Genomic DNA, 17,272 nt, shown 5'->3' with positions numbered 1-17,272 from the left:
TACAAGGCTTTGTTAACGTCTGGACGTTGTCGAATCGTGGCACAATCGTAAACGTAACAACGGTTTAGCGAGCTATCTTTAAATGATTTATTCCTATTTAATTTTTATCTTTTTTACGTCGTCCACTGCGAAATACGTAGCTGTCCTCATAGAATCCAGTATCGGCATTTTCTGCCCAAAAATGTGGTACCCCTAAAATCGGTAACGGCGCAAGCTGGCGCGGCTTGACGTCATCATTGGATAACAATGTGTCCATGTATTTGGCAACCTTGTCATCCAAATAGCGCATACGTTCAGCTAATGATAAGGTAAAGAATTCTTGTGCAACGTGAATGACAATGCTGTGAGCGCATAATGGTTTGCGAGGATGTACCAACTGCTCAAGCAGAGCATGGCCAAAGATATAGACTGCTGCCTGAGCGCTATTATCAGGCTGGGTTGGGTTGTCCCATTTAGCGCGCGGCTTCACCAAACTTGCCTGCCAGTCAAAATCAACCAACGCCTCACCGATACTAGCATCAGAAGTCACCAGCACTGCGCCATTCTCATCAAAGACAGTAATAGTGTCGCGCACACGCCCTCGACGCTCACTAATACCCTGCTTAGCGATTTCTAGCATATGGTAGTAATTGAGTATAGCTTTAGTCTTCGGAAAGGTCAGCCAAATGCTGCCGTTAAACAAGTCATGTAAGTTATCACGCGTCGGGATATTGCCAGTTGTGCCGATGAAATGCTCATAGGCTTCCCCTTCAGGCAATGCATTTTGAGAGACGAACTGTAGCGTCTGAGATTTGTAATCATGAGCAGGTTTAGTATGAGGTAACGGCTGTTGCAAATATTCAGCCTGCTGCATCATCGCCGTTTTTAAGACTTTGGCAATCGTGTCAGGCGTATTGATGTCAAAAGCATTTATATCGTGCTCATCTAGGCTTTTCACATTATCCAAACCTTCTGAATCATTCGAACCATCCAAGCTATTCCTCTGCGGTTCTGAGCGACTAAGGCGTTCAATCGTATTGCTGATATAACCCAATTGAGTGATATGCGACAACCAAGGCGCTTGCCAATCAATAGCAGCAAAGCTGTGATCAAGCTGACCTTCTACTACAGGCAGCTGCTTAATATTAGTAACGGAGTCAATTGTGGCGGGTAAATCACTGGCAGGCATAGAAGCTCTCTCTTACAGGCTATCTCTATTAGACGTATGGACGGTCTATGGTATCATGGTGCGCTTTTTTACTGCTAGATACGCCGCTCGAAAGGACTTTTTGAGCGCTATGGATGAATGAGTTTTATGGCAAATTTTAATACCCACTTAAATGTCGCTTTTATGGTCAGCGGCACACTGAGTTTGACGGTTTATAAAGCTGGATTGATTGATGATTCAGGGTTTTTGGTGTGCGTGGCGCTTGGTACTATCGGCGGGTTGTTGCCAGACTTGGATTCTGATAATTCAACACCGATTAAGCTCGGTTTTAATATCACCTCGTTTATATTTGCCTTTGGTCTGGTCATGCACTGGCGTAGTGATTTGAGCTTACTGGCATTGATAGTATTGTGGCTGACAGGCTACGGTTTTATGCGTTACGTGGTATTTCATATCTTTACCACTATGACTGTGCATCGCGGTGTCATCCATTCTGTGCCGTATATGGCGATACTGGGATTGGGTCTGACGTGCCTAAGTTATTATGGTTTGCACCTACCACTGACGACTAGCTGGTTTTATGGACTGTTTTTATTTGGGGGCGCGATGGTACATTTGTCATTGGACGAGCTGTATAGTGTCAATTTGTCCAATATGAAAATGAAGCGCTCATCGGGTACAGCGATGAAGTTTTATCAGCCAAAAGACAAATGGTGGTATTTGCTCTTATATACTATTCTGGCGCTACTGGTATATGCCGCTCCGCCTTTTGAGATGTTTTGGTCACGACTAAGTGATCCTTCCGCATGGGCGCAGCTTAAGGTCGGTATATTGCCAGAATTAATAAAAAGCATGCTGCAATAAAGTTATCAAAAGACCATTAAGCCTAAACGAATAAGCTCAAACAAAAATTAGAGTAAAACATGCAATCTTACCCAGATACTTGCCCTTGCCAAATCAATCTAACAGCAGAGACGGCAAACGCTCCGCTATCCTATCAAGACTGCTGTCAGCCCTATCATGATGCTTTTTATAATGGTGCTTTTTATAATAATGAGGTTGACAAAGCAGATGGTATAAAAGCGGAGACAGCCAAACGGCTTATGCGCACGCGCTATAGTGCCTTTGCATTGGTGAAACCAGAGTATATCGTCAAGACCACAGTGCCTGCTCAGCAAGCATTACTTGATGTTGCAGCGATTGAAAGTTGGGCCAAAGAGACAGATTGGGCAGGACTAGAGATTGTAGAGCACACGCCAAAGCTTGGTAAACGTCATGCACAGGTTGAATTTAAGGCTTATTTTAAAAGCCCTGAGGAAACAACAAGTGGTTTAGCAGAAAAAATACAGGCACATCATGAACTGTCTGCTTTCGTAAAGATAAAAGACAAAACTAGTCATGATGCGCGCTGGTACTTCTTAGATCCGACGGTTGCGATGAATATCAGCCAAAAGCAACCGTGTATTTGTGGATCTGGTGAGAAGTTTAAACGGTGTTGTGGAGGGTATATTTAAACGATGTTAAATATCCAGTGACCGTTAAACACTCGCCCCAACCGCGCGTGCAATCGCAATGCCTTCATCAACGGTCAAAAATTTACGCTGGCTTGGGCTGTCTTTATAAATGACATCACCATCTTGAAAGATTAAGCATTCATTGACAGCCAATTGCTGCCATTTCTCATTTTCAGTCAGTGGCACGGTGACTAGAATAGTAACTTTATCCGTGTCTGTGGTCACATCACCAAAGTTAATCGCCATATCATCATCAGCGAGTTTCGCTTCACCAAATGGTGCTTTACGCGTGAGATAAAACAGTAAGCTGCCCGCATAAGCCAGTTGCCACCTGCCATTCGATATCAAGCAATTAAATAACCCATTGGCCGATAGATAACGACATTGCGTGGTCAAAAAATTAAACAGTGTCTTGTCATCAGGGCGTGACTTAAAGCTGCTCTTTAGACGATTGACCAGATAGCAAAATGCCATTTCAGAATCAGTTGAACCAACTGGCTGACAGTGTGAGGCATTGCCATTGTCTTGTAAGCGCTGACAGCGTTTGATAAATTCGCTATTCATCTGTCCATTGTGCGCAAACACCCACTGCTCGCCCCATACTTCACGGACGAATGGATGGGTGTTTGCCAAGCAGTTTTGCCCTTGCGTCGCTTTGCGAATATGCGCAATGACGTTCATGGCTTTGATTGGATAGTTATTGACCAAGTCAGCGACTGGCGACAGATGGCTTGGACGATTATCATGAAACAAACGCAGACCCGTTGAGTCATTTGCCGTCTCATCGGTTTTGTCATTATTGCTGCATTCGCTGCGCTCAAAAAAGGCAATACCAAAGCCATCTTCATGACTGTCCGTCATCCCGCCGCGCTTGCGAAATCCTGCAAAGCTAAAGCCAATATCCGTTGGGGTATTACAGTTCATTCCTAAGAGTTGACACATTTAATCATTACCGCCGTTATTGTCGTCTATTATCGAGTTACCTTGAGTAGGATTGCTTTGAGCAGCAGATAGCGCATCAAAGTCAGCATCACTCATTTCATCTAGTAAGGCCGCACCATCAGTTGGGATGGTATCCAAAATGCGCTGAGCTTCTGCCAGATCGGTACTTTCTACCCAAAGAACGATACCCGAGTTCATCCCAGGGATAGCGCTTAGCGGCTGCAAGGACACGGTAATGCCATTATTACGTAATAGGTTGGCGTGCAGCTCACCTTGCATATTGGTATCGTAGCGCGCCAGTTTGTGCCAGTTATCAACTTGATCGGTCATAGGGTCGCCTCTAAGGTTTCGGTACTAAAATTAGTACTAGCATTGATACTAGAATAAATGAATAGGCAATGCTTACGATAATTGATCTAGCATATATTCTTTGATTGCAAACTCACTACTATTTAATGTTTCCTGTGCTTGTTCGGCTTGGGTGATACTGCTAAACACGCCGACTATTTGATTATCTGGTTTGTTTAATAGTACAAATACGGTATTTTGCGACTTTTCAACATGCGCCCAATGGTAAGCGGCCAGACGTTTCATCAAGTCAGGGTTTTTGACCATGATATTATCACCCGTACGGCCTTCGGTACGGTTGTAGTGAATCACATTTAGACGTAACAACCAGAAAATCACCGCGGCCTTTGCTAGCATAACAGGTAGTGCACGGTTTTCATCACTGTTTAGCGGGCGTATCGATTCATAACCTTGTAAGAACGCTGCCATTTTACTACGGTCAAAGTTAACGGATTCGCCTTGCTCTGCAACGCCCCACGTGGTACAAAAATCATTGATAGTGATCGCAATATCCATCACGTAATGCTCAACGCTGACTTCAGTAAAGTCTAGTAGACCCGTCAAACGCGCTTCGCCTTTTTGTAGATTCCATAAGGTATTGTCGGCAAACATATCTAAATGACATAGGCCTTTTGGCAAGGTTGCCAGTGGTAATTCTGAATAAGAGCGCCAGATATCGCTCATCAGCTTGGCTTCGTCACCTGGCATAAACTGCATTTCACGGTCGCGCACATCTGCCCATGGGTACAGAGGCACGCCATATTGCTCACTTGGTTGTAGTGCTTGTAGCGTTTCATGCAGCATCGCTAATGCCGCGCCAATGTCATGACACATCGCTTGCGTGGTTTGATCAGGATGTGAGCCTGCTAAGCATGGTACTAGCGTAATGGCTTTGTCTTCATAATGGATAACATAACGTTTATCATCGTTATCCGTTTGCGAACCATTTGATTCAATAACGGCTAGCGGCGCGGCAACGGGTAACTTGCCATTTAACTGATTGAGGATAACGGCCATTTTTTCGATATCAGCAGGCGGACGCTCTTCAAATAAAGTGAACACGTAAGAGTATGTGCCATCTACATCGTCAGTCGTTTGAATAAACCAGTTTGAGTTTTTAATACCTTGAGTGATCGGAATCGCGCGGGCAAACGACACGCCAAAGCTTTGGCAAAAGGCGGCAAACTGATCATCGGTTAACTGGGTATAGACGGACATGACATCTCACTTATAGCAATTGGATAAGAAGTTAAATAGGATAAATTTATGCGGTAATGACAGCAATTGTACCGCGCATGATAAAACTATGGTGAAAAGCGTAATAATCTTGCGAAAACCTGCCTGAAATAGCAGTGATTTTGCTAGACTAGCGCCTATGAATTGATTATAAGGTGAAAGACCCTATGTTAGCAAAGCGTATCATTCCTTGCTTGGACGTTGACAATGGCCGCGTGGTCAAAGGCGTGCAGTTTGTCGATATAAAAGACGCAGGCGATCCCGTTGAAGTAGCCAAACGCTACAACGAACAGGGCGCTGATGAGATTACTTTTTTGGATATTACTGCGACCAATGATGAGCGCGATACCACTTATCATACTGTTGAGCGCATGGCAGAGACGGTATTCGTTCCGCTGACTGTTGGTGGCGGCGTTCGAAAAATCGCTGATATCCGCAATTTGCTCAATGCTGGCGCGGATAAAGTGGCGATTAACTCAGCAGCCGTATTTACGCCGGAGTTCGTTGGTGAAGCCGCGCAGAAATTTGGTAACCAGTGTATCGTCGTTGCTATCGATGCCAAACGCGTCGCTGATATCGACATTGACGGTATTAAAGTACCACGTTGGGAGATATTCACCCATGGTGGCCGTAAGCCAACGGGTATCGATGCCGTTGCTTGGGCGAGCAAAATGGCAGAGCTGGGCGCTGGTGAATTACTGGTCACCTCGATGGACGGTGATGGCACCAAAAAAGGCTACGACTTGGCGCTCATGCAGCAGATTACGAGCCGCGTCAACGTACCCGTTGTCGCTTCAGGCGGCGTTGGTAACCTGCAACATTTGGCAGAAGGTGTACTAGAAGGCGGCGTAGATGCCGTACTTGCCGCCAGTATTTTTCACTTCGGTGAGTACACGGTATTGGAGGCCAAAGAGTATATGGCAGCGCAAGGAATACAGATGCGGCTTTAGCACGCTCGTAATATACAAATAAAACCCAAAAAAATGCTATCATAGCGCTAACCATTTATTTTCGTTCAATTAACTAGGGCAACGCCAAAATAATAGGCGACCGAATCGATTGAACGCATCAGACTATTTAGCTATTTATTGACGCCTATATTTCAATTGAACGCTTATTAAGCAAAGGATTTTTTATGTCGAATTTACAACAGCAGCGTAACGACGTGACTCATATCGATGGTAACCTACATCAAAACGCTGATGCTCGCATTGGTATCGTTGTCGGTCGTTTTAACGGTTTTGTCGTTGAGTCATTGGTTGATGGTGCAATCGATGCCCTACTCCGTCATGGTGTATTGGGTAGCAACATTACTGTTATTCGTGTGCCTGGCGCATTTGAGCTACCACTTGTGGCCCAACGTGCTGCTGAATCAGATCGTTTTGACGCGATTGTGGCATTGGGTGCAATCATTCGTGGCAGCACGCCGCATTTTGATATTGTAGCTAGCGAGTCGGCCAAAGGTTTGAGCGCTGTGGCAATGGATTATAATATCCCTGTTGCTAACGGTATCATCACTACTGACAGCATCGAGCAAGCTATCGAGCGCTCTGGTACTAAAGCGGGCAACAAAGGCTCTGAAGCTGCGATGGTCGTACTAGAAATGATCGCTGTTTTGTCACAGCTAGATATTGATGACAGCATCGATGAAGCGTAAGCTTCAAAGCTCAAGTTTATTAGTTTAACTGGTGCTGCTATTTAGTAATAACAGCACCTCATAGCACTAGCCAGCTATCAAAACAATTGGCTACTTTTTGAATTTTCGCCGTATTTCTATACCCTTTAAAGCTTTGAATCAGCATAGCTAAAAAACTACTTTGCTAATTTATATTTTGACTGGGTATCATCTCAAAAATTTAGGTACAGACCCCCTATGACTGACCAACTCAAGCGCGCTATTAGCGCTGCGAAAACCGCACAAGCCAATGATGGACAAGCTGAAGCTACCCGTATAGCGAGCAGTAGTGCGGGTGATCAAACATTCGATATGAGTGAGTCTTCTTACAAGACCAGTCACACTGCTATCCGTAAGGCACGTCGCTTTGCGATGCAAGGCCTATACGAATGGCTCGTCACTGATCGCCGCTTTGATGTAGATGGTAAGCTTGGCTGGAAAGCCAATGCTCCGCACGATATTGCTGCTCGCACGCGTGCAACCAATGCCATGCATACCGTCCATATCGGTTATTATCATGAAATGATGCGCGACATCCCAGAACAAATTGAAGCACTCGATGCGCTTATCAGTCAGCATCTCGATCGTGAGGTTGATAAGTTAGATACTGTTGAGCACGCTATATTGTTGATTGGCGCGTATGAGCTACAAAACCGTGTAGAGATTCCTTATAAAGTCGTGCTTGATGAATCGATGAAGCTAAACAATCATTTTGGGGCGACTGATGCTCACAAACTGATTAATGCGGTACTGGATAAAATGGCCGGTGAGCTGCGTGCTTTAGAGGTACAAGCAGATACTAATGCCAATCTACGTACGTCACAAAAAGCGGCGGCTAAACAGCCTGAAGAAAATCCAGTGGATAGCATCGAAACTGCTGCTGAAACAGAAAGCACGATCGTCGATGAACCGACTGCATCAAACAAGCCGCGTATCAGTGCTAACAAAGCCAACGTTAAACGCAGTAGTGCCAGTAAAGCCAGTGCAAATATCAGTGACTTTAAGGCGAGCAAGAAAAACGCTAACGATACCAAAGACTAAGACTAACCATGAACGAGTTTGAGCTGATTGAGCGTATATTCTCACAGATGCAGGCCACGCATGCGCCATTAACTGGTATCGAAAAAGGTATCGGTGACGACGCGGCTGTGATGGCATTGCCAGCAGGATCACGCTTGGTTAGCTGTATTGATACACTGGTTCAAGGTCGTCACTTTCATGCTGATTGGCAAAAAGTTGATGAACTAGCATTTGCGATTGGCTATAAGGCAGTCGCCGTTAATGTCTCAGACATTGCTGCTATGGGTGCGACGCCGCATAGCATTATGCTAGCGTTGGCATTACCTGAACGTTTAGCAAATCACGAATGGCTCACTGAATTTGCCAAAGGGCTGTTTCATGCGTGCCAGCTGTTTGGCGTAACGCTGATAGGTGGTGACACCACGCGTAGTGAGCGCTTAGTACTTAGTATCAGCGCGCAGGGGTTACTGTCCGCAGATACACCTGCCATTTACCGCTCAGGTGCGCAAGTTGGTGATAAGATTTATGTATCAGGCACCCTTGGTGATGCCGCTTTCGCCTTAAAGTATCCTGAAAGCGTACAAGGTATCGAGTTGGCGCATCGTCTACATATGCCAACGCCGCGTATTGCACTAGGTGCAGCGTTGGCAAAGCTCGGTGCAACAGCGATGATAGATATCTCCGATGGTCTTTACCAAGATCTTGGCCATATCTGTCAGCAAAGCTCCGTAGGTATGCGCATCCATTTAGACAAGCTACCGAGTAGCGAGTCATTATCTACTGTCGATTTGTCTGATCGCTTATTAGGTCAGCTAGCGGGCGGTGATGATTATGAATTGGCATTTACTTTGCCTGCACATATCAAGCCGCCTACTGGCAACACACCTGTCACTTGTATCGGCGAGGTAATTGCACTAGCAGATCCGATAGCGACAAATACCAAGTCTGCTGACAATCCGCGTCTTGAACTGTTTTATAAAAATCAGCCAGTGACGCCAACTCAGCCCGCACCGTTTTTAACGTGGCCCAATCTTACTGGCTACCAACACTTCACAGGCTAATCCATGACTGATCACGACTTATCTAAGCCTGACATCCGTAAAGCAAATGACTGCCCACCATTACCGGTCGGTGCCAGCATGCTTGACCGTGTGGTTTATTGGCTTGGGCTAGGTTTAGGTAGTGGTCTGCCGCGCCGTGCACCTGGCACTTGGGGTACCGTTGGCGGGTTAATCATTGCAATACCATTGTTGAGTTTGGGCTTTATACCTTTTCTCATTCTGATAATTCTATCTTGTATTTTGGGCGTTTGGATTTGCGGACGCACTGCTGAGCTGATGCAAGGTCATGATGATCCGCATATCGTTTGGGATGAGTGGGCAGGTATTTGGATTACCCTACTGCCTCTTTCTTACATGGGGATTGCTGACGATAACTTTTGGCAAAATGTATCTCAAGAACTTTCTATTTTCGCCATTGTTTTCGCTTTTATCTTATTTAGATTTTTTGATATCGTTAAGCCGCCACCGATTGGATGGGCTGACAAAAGAGTTGCTGGCGGGTTAGGCATTATGCTCGATGACATCATCGCAGGTATCATGGCAGCAGTAGTATGGGTAGTTGTTATGTTTGGTGTGCTGTTATAAGTTACCCTAACTACTACGATACTGAATTGGCTATTCTACAACCGCTTATCCTAGCAACGTTATCAATTCGAAGGCTACTCTCCTGTATAAACAATTGATCTATTGTTAGCAGGTTGTATTACAAAGCCTGCACATCACAGCATTTTTATAAATGAACATTTGCGCTATAATCCAATATTATATTTTGTTACATTTGCGAGCCTATTATGACATCTCCTCTTTCTGTAATTATTTTAGCTGCCGGTAAAGGCACACGTATGCAATCGGCAAAGCCAAAGGTATTGCAGACATTGGCTGGGAAGTCTTTATTAGGTCATGTGCTAGATACTTGCCATCAGCTAACTGTTGATGAAACCATCATTGTTCATGGCTTTGGTGGTGATCAAGTAAAATCGGAGATTACCAATCAATATACACAAGCATCGATTACTTGGGTTGCTCAAACTGAGCAATTGGGAACTGGCCATGCGGTCAAGGTGACACTGTCTGATTTACCCAAGTCAGGACAAAGTCTCATTCTTTACGGTGATGTGCCATTGGTCAGCTGTGAGACACTAACAGCCTTAAAAACTGCTAATACTGATGGCATGTCTATGCTGACGCTGACAGTCGATAATCCATTTGGCTTGGGTCGTATTAAACGCGACCAAGCAGGTAATATTGAAGCCATCGTTGAACAAAAAGATGCCGATGCTGAAGAGCAAAGTATTAAAGAAATTAATAGCGGTATTTACTGTGTCGACAATGCGCTACTGCACAAATACTTGCCTGAGCTCTCTAACGACAATGCACAGCAAGAATATTATCTGACAGATATCGTTAAAATGGCGGTTGCGGATGGTATTACTATCGCGGCGATTGAGCCTGAGCATACGTTTGAGATTGAAGGGGTTAATAACCGCCAACAGCTTGCTAGTCTAGAGCGTACTTGGCAGCGCAAGCTAGTTGCTGACTTACAAGAAGCTGGCGTACAGTTTGCTGACCCTACCCGTGTCGATATTCGTGGTACGTTAACCGCTGGTCAAGATGTGTTTATTGACGTTAATGTGGTATTTGAAGGTGACTGTACTTTGGGTGACAACGTCTATATCGAAGCGGGCTGTATTATTAAAAATGCCAAGATTGGTAATGCCTGCTACATCAAACCTTACTGCGTGATTGATCGTGCTGATATTGGTGCTGGTGTTGATATCGGGCCTTTTGCGCATTTGCGTCCTGATACCGTACTATCTGATAACAGCAAAGTTGGTAACTTTGTCGAAATTAAAAAATCGACTATTGGTCAAGGCAGTAAAGTAAATCACTTAAGCTACGTCGGTGATGCAACCGTTGGCACAGGCGTTAATATCGGTGCTGGTGTCATTACCTGTAACTATGACGGTGCTAATAAATCGCAAACCATCATTGAAGACAATGCGTTTATCGGCTCCAATGCTAGCTTAGTCGCGCCAGTGACGATTGGCGATACTGCTACCGTTGCTGCTGGTTCTGTGATTACCAAAGACGTTGACAGTAGTGCGTTGGCATTTGGTCGTGCGCGTCAAGTACAAAAAAATGACTTTCAACGACCCACAAAAAAATAATTGCTCATTGGTAATTTAATCGACCACAGTCATTGTTGAACCAATTTAAGCAGTACGGCAATCTTTGTGGTGCTGCTTCATCATATTTATCTGTTGATGACTCATCATTAATGACCAACCAAATTATTTGATCTTGCAACATTATATATTGAACTAATAAAATTTGAATCTAAGGAATAGCCATGTGTGGAATTGTAGGCGCCGTTGCTGAGCGAAATATCGCTAATATCTTACTTGAAGGCTTAAAGCGTTTAGAATATCGCGGCTATGACTCAGCTGGTCTGACGGTTATTCGTGATGGTGAACTACACCGTGAGCGTCAAGTAGGTAAAGTACAGGCACTGGTCAATGCCGTCGCTATCAATCCAGAGTTTTTTGATGGTCATATCGGTATTGCTCATACGCGCTGGGCAACCCATGGTGAGCCAGCACAACGTAATGCGCATCCACACGTATCAGGCAAAATTGCGGTCGTGCATAACGGCATCGTCGAAAACTACGCTGAACTAAAAGAAGAGCTAATAGCCAAAGGCTACGTGTTTACTTCACAGACAGATACTGAAGTTGTGGCGCATCTAATCCATGATATCTACAAAAAGACACCTGACTTGTTGGAAGCGGTCCGCACCATCATTCCGTTATTGCACGGTGCTTTTGCATTGGGTATTGTACACGTAGATTGCCCTGATGAGCTCATTACTGTACGTCTAGGCTCACCTTTGGTTATTGGCGTCGGTATCGGTGAGAATTTCATTGCGTCAGATCAGTTGGCGTTGCTGCCGGTGACTAACCGCTTTATGTACCTAGAAGAAGGTGATATCGCCAGATTAACTCGCAATAGCATTCAAGTTTATGCAGATAGTGTTGAAGTCCAACGTCAAATACATGAAATTGATGCAACCCAGCACAATGCCGATAAAGGCGAGTTCAAACATTATATGCTCAAAGAAATTTACGAGCAGCCAGATGCCGTCGCTCGTACGATAGAGATGGCTTTGGATAATGGTGAAACGACTAAACTACGCGACGATTTTTTACAGCGTCATGAGACACTGTTATCAGGTGTTCGTCATGTACAAGTGATTGCTTGTGGTACCAGTTATCACGCCGGTATGGTCGCAAAATACTGGTTTGAGAGCCTTATCCGTATACCTTGCTCGGTCGAGGTTGCCAGCGAATTCCGCTATCGTAATCCTGTTGTCGTCGATAACACTTTGGTCATCTGTATTTCTCAATCTGGTGAAACGGCTGACACCTTATCAGCGTTACGTGATATCCAGAAGCAAACACCAGCAGGCTTAGTCAGCTTGGCACTATGTAATGTACCGACGTCATCGTTGGTACGCGAAACAGATATTTTCTTGCCAACGTTGGCAGGGCCTGAGATTGGCGTTGCCTCTACCAAAGCATTTACCACTCAGCTTGTGGCCTTGATATTGTTGATATTAAAAGTTGGTGTCACGCAGAAGCGCATGACTGACGAACACTTAAATACGTTATTAAGTGAGTTACATCAATTACCAGGACAACTCTACGCCAGCTTAAACCTTGATGCTCCTATCAAGACCATGAGTGAAAGCTTTGAAGATAAGAAAAGCTGTCTATTCTTAGGTCGCGGGCTACAGTTCCCGATTGCTCTAGAAGGCGCGTTAAAGCTAAAGGAAATCTCTTACATTCATGCAGAAGGTTATGCGGCAGGCGAGCTCAAACACGGTCCATTAGCATTGGTCGATAAAGACATGCCCATCGTCGTACTAGCGCCCAAAGACAGTATGTTTGATAAATTAAAAGCCAACATGCAAGAAGTGCATGCGCGTCATGGCGAGCTATTTGTATTCGCTAGCGAAGCCAGTCAAATGGTCGCTGAAGATAGACTACACTTAGTATATGTACCCGATGTTTGCGAGACGCTTGCCCCTATCGTCTACAGCGTGCCTGTGCAGCTGTTGTCATACCATGTAGCAGTAATGCGTGGCACAGATGTCGACCAGCCACGCAATTTGGCAAAATCAGTCACGGTAGAATAAGAAAATTACTCTACGACAGCTCTTGTGTCTGAGAGTAATAAAGTATCATACTAAGTAATAAAGATTCATACTGAGTAATAAAGTATCATACTGTTGACTCCATTATTACCCCCTGCTAAAGTTGATGTAACTTTAGCAGGGTTTTTTTATGCTCTCAAAAAAACAAGAGAAATGGCTTAGAGAAGGTAGATGTCAGTCAATCTTAGCAAGATTATAGTTATATTCGTAAGAATGAATTTTATAACTACAATTGTCATCATGAATATAGTTATTGAAATTGAAATAACTAAAATCTATTGAGCACATAACCTAGTCTTTGTGCTCAACTTGACAACTATCTATTAAAATTAATACATTTACATTCCAATTTATAATACTTTTATAAAATTTTATTGATAATTGATCCTTGTCCAGAATAGTTGTAAATTGACTCGTCTAACTCTTTCTCACTCTTACCGACTAGAACAGAAACCATCAAATCACCGCAAACATTCACACTAGTTCGTGCCATATCGAGTATACGGTCAATACCGGCGACTATGGCCAGACCTTCTAGTGGCAGACCTACAGTAGTGAGAACTAAAGATAGCATGATAAGACCAGCACCAGGAACCCCAGCTGTTCCAATGGACGCCAAAGTCGATGTCATGATAATTAAAATATAATCAGAAAAGGCAAGGTCAATACCGAATGCTTGAGCGATAAAAAGTGCACAGACACCCTGATAAAGCGCTGTACCGTCCATGTTTATAGTAGCTCCCACCGGAAGAACAAAGCTAGATACGCCTTCCGATACACCCAAATCTTCACGCGCCGCCTTGATAGTAGCTGGTAAAGTACCTGAACTGCTAGTTGTAGTAAAAGCAATTACAGCTGGGTTAATTATTCCTTTCAAATAACGCATAGGATTAAGGCGTCCCAAGATACTCAATAAACTAGTACAAAACACGAGCACATGAATTAAGCAACCAATGTAAACTAAGGCAATCACTTTGATTAATGGCACTAGGACATCTAAACCATACTTACCAGCCACCCAAGCCATTAAACCAAAAACACCATAAGGTGCCAGTTTCATAACTAGCTCGGTTAGTTTATACATAGCTTCAGCCAAACTTTCAAACAGTTGTATAGCAGGTTTGGCTTTTTCACCGCAAAGCACTAATGCCACACCTAAGCTCAGAGCAAATACTATTATTTGTAAAATGTCGCCCGCCGCTAGTGCACCCACTGGGTTCTGCGGTACTAGGTTAAGCAAAGTTTCAATAAAGGTCGGCGCTTCTTCACTCGCAGAAGCAACGTCAGTTACAACCATATTAAGCCCTTTCCCTGGTTCAAATAGGAAGCCTAAGCCAAGACCAATAGTGATCGCTACAGCAGTCGTTCCTAAGTAAAGAGTGACTGTTTTTATAGCTATACGACCCATTTTGCGAATGTCCTTCATTGAGGTCACACCTACGATCAGCGAGAAAAACACTAGAGGCACAATTAGCATCTTAATGGCGTTGATAAAGAGTGTTCCGATTGGTTTTAATATTTCAGCATCGGGACCTAAGATCACACCGGCAACTATTCCTAATACCATGCCTATCAGGATTTTTTTCCAAAGTGAGAGTCGACCCCAAAAATTGGAACGGCCTTGTTTTATGTTAGTATCATTCATTATTGTTTCCTTCCATTTCATTAACTCTGTCCATAATATTTCCATTATTCAAATTGATATAATTAACACGTTTTTTTAAACATATTCCTTAGCCCAGTTAACACATTGCTGAGCAAGTATATCTAATGAGTCTAAACATTGATTTGGCATGTCTTTTTCAAGTTGAGCTAATGCAATTGGAATTTCTGTACATCCTAATATCACTGCGTCAGCTTTCTGAAGTATCATGGCATTGAAAATAGGCTCTATTAACTTCGTACCATTTTCAATATTCCCAGATTTGACTTCATTAATTCCATTCATAACAGACGTTTGTTGTTCTTCATCAGGAATAAGAACATGAATACCTTTGGCTTCCAAAGCTTCCTGATAGAGCTGAGCTTTAATTGTTGCATTAGTTGCTAATACCGCAATATTTTTATAACCAATGTCACAAATTTTGTTCACGACGCTATCAATGATACTTATCGTATGAATGTTGCTGTCTTGCGTTAATCTTCTATACCAAAAATGAGCGGTATTACATGGAATAACGATACAGCTGGCTCCGGCCACAGTAAGCTCTTGAAAGCCATTTTTTAATTGTTCAAAAGGATCATTCTCTCCAGTCATGATAAAAGTCGTTCTATCTGGTACTTGAGGTATATTCCTTATAAGCATGGGTATATGCTCTTGGTCTGTTTTAGCAGGAGTAAGAGTAATCACTTTCTTCATAAATTCAGCTGTAGCTAAAGGTCCCATACCACCTAGCACGCCCAATATTTTATTCATTTTGAGAAACCAGAATATAAACGATAGGGACTAATCTATATGATTACTTGTCTTTTGATAAATGCTATTATCCTTAACCATATGCATAAATTGCATAATGTCAAAGGAAGTAGTTATGAATATTGAAAGTAAATGGCTAGAAGATTTTCTTATTCTTGCAGAAGTTAGAAGCTTTTCAAAAGCAGCACAAATCCGAAATATGACGCAGCCGGCATTTAGTCGTCGAATTCAATCACTCGAAGAAGCAATAGGCTCGCAACTCATTGATAGAAGTAATGTGCCAATCAGCCTTACTCCTGTTGGTAGTGTATTCAGAACATCAGCTAGAAACTTAATGGGACAAATAACAGAGACGATAAACCATTTGAAGGGGCTATCAAATCTTGATGGAAGAGTAATCAAGGTTGCTGCGGCGCATTCACTAGCTAATAGTTTTGCCTCTAAATTGCATGACATTGCATCAGATATCATAGGATCTTCAATTTTGAATATTGAGGCTATCGATGTAGATCGTGCGATCGAAGCTTTGCAAGATGGTGAGTGTGACATATTGCTTTCATTTCATAATGAATTATTGAACCTACCACCCTACTTATCATTACTTATTGGTGAAGCAAAATTATTACCGGTATCCGCCTGCGACAATAAAGGTTTACCACTATATAAGTTTTCAGAAGAAAAGCCCTGTCCTTATTTATCGTATAGTCGCAATTCTTATATGGGTAGACAAATTGAAAAAGTTAGGTCGAAAGTAAATCTTAATATTGTGTTCTCTTCATCAATGACAGATTTGTTGAAACAACAGGTAATAAACGGAAAAGGTATTGCTTGGCTACCTGACTATGCTATAGAAAAGGAACTTGAAACAAAGCAACTAACAATTATTGGTAATTATGAGTTGGTCTTACCTATTTCTTTTTATGCATATCGCTATCAGGCCCGTTTACATGAGTCAGGAGAACGGTTTTGGAATGAATTGGCAAAACTACAAGTAGGTGAATGATGTCTGTAGAATTAAATCACCTATGTTATTAGTTCAGCAAGACTATTGATTAGATAGGAGATGTCTTTCTTATGAATACTTCTACAACCAATGGCCAACCTACAATTATCTATTTTAGGTTCACTGTATAATGTAGAAAGCGGAAACAATTACAACCTCTAACTTCGATTTAGCTATTATGAGTGGTGATAAGATTGTGATTTCAAAAAATAAAGAGTTCCCCGCTACACGCGATAACACTATATTTGAATTAGAGTTATTCATGGGGTTTCTTGGAAAACAATGTACTTTGATAGCTATTCTTACAGGTTAAGAGTCAAAACTTGCAAATGATCTACAAGGCCTGACCCCACTGAACTACACAGATAAAGTAAAGCATCTCGACACAGGTAACTTGGTAACTAAACTCATAAAAATCATTAAAGAACAATGGGTTAAATAATGGTCGTTCAAATTACCCATTTAGTGGACAGTTAATAACGGGCTTTTTTAGCATCAAACTAAAAACATTGATTTTAAATTAACTTTTCGAAATAGTAAGTATGATACTTTATTACTTGCTGACAGCTCTGAAAAGACAAGTATTTACCCCTGCTATTGTAAACTCAGTAGCAGGGGTTTTTTACGATTTTAAAACGACCTACTAGCAGTTTAGAAAAAAGTAGTAATAATTGCATGAGCAAAAATTAAATAAAAA

At 42.8% G+C, this 17,272-nt stretch carries 17 protein-coding genes; 11 read left to right on the top strand and 6 right to left on the bottom strand.

Going from position 1 to position 17,272, the window contains the following annotated elements; translation table 11 throughout:
- Positions 1 to 97 precede the first annotated feature (97 nt).
- Positions 98 to 1,168, bottom strand: a complete 1,071-nt coding sequence (locus ACQKCP_RS12865; RefSeq protein ID WP_427612596.1) for a DUF3025 domain-containing protein — start codon at positions 1,166 to 1,168, stop codon at positions 98 to 100.
- A 126-nt stretch (positions 1,169 to 1,294) separates the two neighbouring features.
- Here ACQKCP_RS12865 and ACQKCP_RS12860 point away from each other — a divergent pair, with 126 nt between their 5' ends.
- Complete coding sequence (locus tag ACQKCP_RS12860; RefSeq protein ID WP_427612595.1) at positions 1,295 to 2,011, top strand: metal-dependent hydrolase; 717 nt, start codon at positions 1,295 to 1,297, stop codon at positions 2,009 to 2,011.
- A 59-nt stretch (positions 2,012 to 2,070) separates the two neighbouring features.
- Positions 2,071 to 2,661, top strand: a complete 591-nt coding sequence (locus ACQKCP_RS12855; protein WP_427612594.1) for a YchJ family protein — start codon at positions 2,071 to 2,073, stop codon at positions 2,659 to 2,661.
- Positions 2,662 to 2,685: 24 nt separating this feature from the next.
- Here the strand turns inward: ACQKCP_RS12855 and ACQKCP_RS12850 are convergent, their stop codons facing one another.
- The 3 genes from ACQKCP_RS12850 to ACQKCP_RS12840 all read right to left on the bottom strand — a co-directional run bounded on the left by ACQKCP_RS12850 (position 2,686) and on the right by ACQKCP_RS12840 (position 5,169).
- Positions 2,686 to 3,603, bottom strand: coding sequence for a class II glutamine amidotransferase (locus tag ACQKCP_RS12850; RefSeq protein WP_427612593.1), 918 nt, complete (start codon positions 3,601 to 3,603; stop codon positions 2,686 to 2,688).
- The gene (locus tag ACQKCP_RS12845; RefSeq protein WP_339726770.1) at positions 3,604 to 3,933 is read right to left on the bottom strand and encodes a hypothetical protein; all 330 of its coding nucleotides are present in this window, start codon (positions 3,931 to 3,933) and stop codon (positions 3,604 to 3,606) included. It abuts the gene before it with no gap.
- A 72-nt stretch (positions 3,934 to 4,005) separates the two neighbouring features.
- Positions 4,006 to 5,169 (bottom strand): homoserine kinase, encoded by a 1,164-nt coding sequence (locus tag ACQKCP_RS12840; protein WP_427612592.1) that lies wholly within the window; start codon positions 5,167 to 5,169, stop codon positions 4,006 to 4,008.
- A 185-nt stretch (positions 5,170 to 5,354) separates the two neighbouring features.
- On the opposite strand from ACQKCP_RS12840, the gene hisF reads away from it, so the two are divergent.
- The 7 genes from hisF to glmS all read left to right on the top strand — a co-directional run bounded on the left by hisF (position 5,355) and on the right by glmS (position 13,138).
- On the top strand, positions 5,355 to 6,137 hold the full coding sequence (hisF, locus tag ACQKCP_RS12835) for an imidazole glycerol phosphate synthase subunit HisF (protein ID WP_427612591.1): 783 nt from the start codon (positions 5,355 to 5,357) through the stop codon (positions 6,135 to 6,137).
- Between the two features lie 185 nt (positions 6,138 to 6,322).
- Positions 6,323 to 6,844 (top strand): 6,7-dimethyl-8-ribityllumazine synthase, encoded by a 522-nt coding sequence (gene ribH / locus ACQKCP_RS12830; RefSeq protein ID WP_075106501.1) that lies wholly within the window; start codon positions 6,323 to 6,325, stop codon positions 6,842 to 6,844.
- 216 nt (positions 6,845 to 7,060) lie between these two features.
- On the top strand, positions 7,061 to 7,903 hold the full coding sequence (gene nusB / locus ACQKCP_RS12825) for a transcription antitermination factor NusB (protein WP_427612590.1): 843 nt from the start codon (positions 7,061 to 7,063) through the stop codon (positions 7,901 to 7,903).
- Between the two features lie 8 nt (positions 7,904 to 7,911).
- Positions 7,912 to 8,943 carry a thiamine-phosphate kinase gene (gene thiL / locus ACQKCP_RS12820; protein ID WP_427612589.1) on the top strand — a complete coding sequence of 344 codons (1,032 nt, stop codon included), beginning with the start codon at positions 7,912 to 7,914 and terminating at the stop codon, positions 8,941 to 8,943.
- A 3-nt stretch (positions 8,944 to 8,946) separates the two neighbouring features.
- Positions 8,947 to 9,528, top strand: coding sequence for a phosphatidylglycerophosphatase A family protein (locus ACQKCP_RS12815; protein ID WP_427612588.1), 582 nt, complete (start codon positions 8,947 to 8,949; stop codon positions 9,526 to 9,528).
- Positions 9,529 to 9,734: 206 nt separating this feature from the next.
- Positions 9,735 to 11,111 carry a bifunctional UDP-N-acetylglucosamine diphosphorylase/glucosamine-1-phosphate N-acetyltransferase GlmU gene (glmU, locus tag ACQKCP_RS12810; RefSeq protein ID WP_427612587.1) on the top strand — a complete coding sequence of 459 codons (1,377 nt, stop codon included), beginning with the start codon at positions 9,735 to 9,737 and terminating at the stop codon, positions 11,109 to 11,111.
- 182 nt (positions 11,112 to 11,293) lie between these two features.
- Entirely contained in the window at positions 11,294 to 13,138 is a 1,845-nt protein-coding gene (gene glmS, locus ACQKCP_RS12805; RefSeq protein ID WP_427612586.1) for a glutamine--fructose-6-phosphate transaminase (isomerizing), read from the top strand.
- A gap of 379 nt (positions 13,139 to 13,517) precedes the next feature.
- Here glmS and ACQKCP_RS12800 read toward each other — a convergent pair whose 3' ends face one another.
- Together ACQKCP_RS12800 and ACQKCP_RS12795 are read right to left on the bottom strand one after the other, a co-directional pair.
- The gene (locus tag ACQKCP_RS12800) at positions 13,518 to 14,801 is read right to left on the bottom strand and encodes a dicarboxylate/amino acid:cation symporter (RefSeq protein WP_427612585.1); all 1,284 of its coding nucleotides are present in this window, start codon (positions 14,799 to 14,801) and stop codon (positions 13,518 to 13,520) included.
- A gap of 75 nt (positions 14,802 to 14,876) precedes the next feature.
- A complete protein-coding gene (locus ACQKCP_RS12795) occupies positions 14,877 to 15,572 on the bottom strand; it encodes an aspartate/glutamate racemase family protein (protein WP_427612584.1) in 696 nt (231 codons plus the stop codon).
- A gap of 115 nt (positions 15,573 to 15,687) precedes the next feature.
- On the opposite strand from ACQKCP_RS12795, the gene ACQKCP_RS12790 reads away from it, so the two are divergent.
- Together ACQKCP_RS12790 and ACQKCP_RS12785 are read left to right on the top strand one after the other, a co-directional pair.
- On the top strand, positions 15,688 to 16,575 hold the full coding sequence (locus tag ACQKCP_RS12790) for a LysR family transcriptional regulator (RefSeq protein ID WP_427612583.1): 888 nt from the start codon (positions 15,688 to 15,690) through the stop codon (positions 16,573 to 16,575).
- Positions 16,576 to 16,723: 148 nt separating this feature from the next.
- Positions 16,724 to 16,888, top strand: coding sequence for a TIR domain-containing protein (locus ACQKCP_RS12785; RefSeq protein WP_427612617.1), 165 nt, complete (start codon positions 16,724 to 16,726; stop codon positions 16,886 to 16,888).
- The last annotated feature ends 384 nt before the right edge of the window (positions 16,889 to 17,272 follow it).

It is taken from the genome of Psychrobacter sp. NPDC078631 (assembly GCF_050268165.1).
Classification (GTDB): domain Bacteria; phylum Pseudomonadota; class Gammaproteobacteria; order Pseudomonadales; family Moraxellaceae; genus Psychrobacter.
The sequence above is the reverse complement of the archived record's forward strand: the minus strand, read 5'-3'. Positions and strand labels throughout refer to the sequence as shown.

What these genes read in the sequence shown, in the direction of transcription:
- ACQKCP_RS12865 (WP_427612596.1), bottom strand. Translation starts at nt 1,168, where the DNA reads ATGCCTGCCAGTGATTTACCCGCCACAATTGACTCCGTTACTAATATT.
- ACQKCP_RS12860 (WP_427612595.1), top strand. Translation starts at nt 1,295, where the DNA reads ATGGCAAATTTTAATACCCACTTAAATGTCGCTTTTATGGTCAGCGGC.
- ACQKCP_RS12855 (WP_427612594.1), top strand. Translation starts at nt 2,071, where the DNA reads ATGCAATCTTACCCAGATACTTGCCCTTGCCAAATCAATCTAACAGCA.
- ACQKCP_RS12850 (WP_427612593.1), bottom strand. Translation starts at nt 3,603, where the DNA reads ATGTGTCAACTCTTAGGAATGAACTGTAATACCCCAACGGATATTGGC.
- ACQKCP_RS12845 (WP_339726770.1), bottom strand. Translation starts at nt 3,933, where the DNA reads ATGACCGATCAAGTTGATAACTGGCACAAACTGGCGCGCTACGATACC.
- ACQKCP_RS12840 (WP_427612592.1), bottom strand. Translation starts at nt 5,169, where the DNA reads ATGTCCGTCTATACCCAGTTAACCGATGATCAGTTTGCCGCCTTTTGC.
- hisF (WP_427612591.1), top strand. Translation starts at nt 5,355, where the DNA reads ATGTTAGCAAAGCGTATCATTCCTTGCTTGGACGTTGACAATGGCCGC.
- ribH (WP_075106501.1), top strand. Translation starts at nt 6,323, where the DNA reads ATGTCGAATTTACAACAGCAGCGTAACGACGTGACTCATATCGATGGT.
- nusB (WP_427612590.1), top strand. Translation starts at nt 7,061, where the DNA reads ATGACTGACCAACTCAAGCGCGCTATTAGCGCTGCGAAAACCGCACAA.
- thiL (WP_427612589.1), top strand. Translation starts at nt 7,912, where the DNA reads ATGAACGAGTTTGAGCTGATTGAGCGTATATTCTCACAGATGCAGGCC.
- ACQKCP_RS12815 (WP_427612588.1), top strand. Translation starts at nt 8,947, where the DNA reads ATGACTGATCACGACTTATCTAAGCCTGACATCCGTAAAGCAAATGAC.
- glmU (WP_427612587.1), top strand. Translation starts at nt 9,735, where the DNA reads ATGACATCTCCTCTTTCTGTAATTATTTTAGCTGCCGGTAAAGGCACA.
- glmS (WP_427612586.1), top strand. Translation starts at nt 11,294, where the DNA reads ATGTGTGGAATTGTAGGCGCCGTTGCTGAGCGAAATATCGCTAATATC.
- ACQKCP_RS12800 (WP_427612585.1), bottom strand. Translation starts at nt 14,801, where the DNA reads ATGAATGATACTAACATAAAACAAGGCCGTTCCAATTTTTGGGGTCGA.
- ACQKCP_RS12795 (WP_427612584.1), bottom strand. Translation starts at nt 15,572, where the DNA reads ATGAATAAAATATTGGGCGTGCTAGGTGGTATGGGACCTTTAGCTACA.
- ACQKCP_RS12790 (WP_427612583.1), top strand. Translation starts at nt 15,688, where the DNA reads ATGAATATTGAAAGTAAATGGCTAGAAGATTTTCTTATTCTTGCAGAA.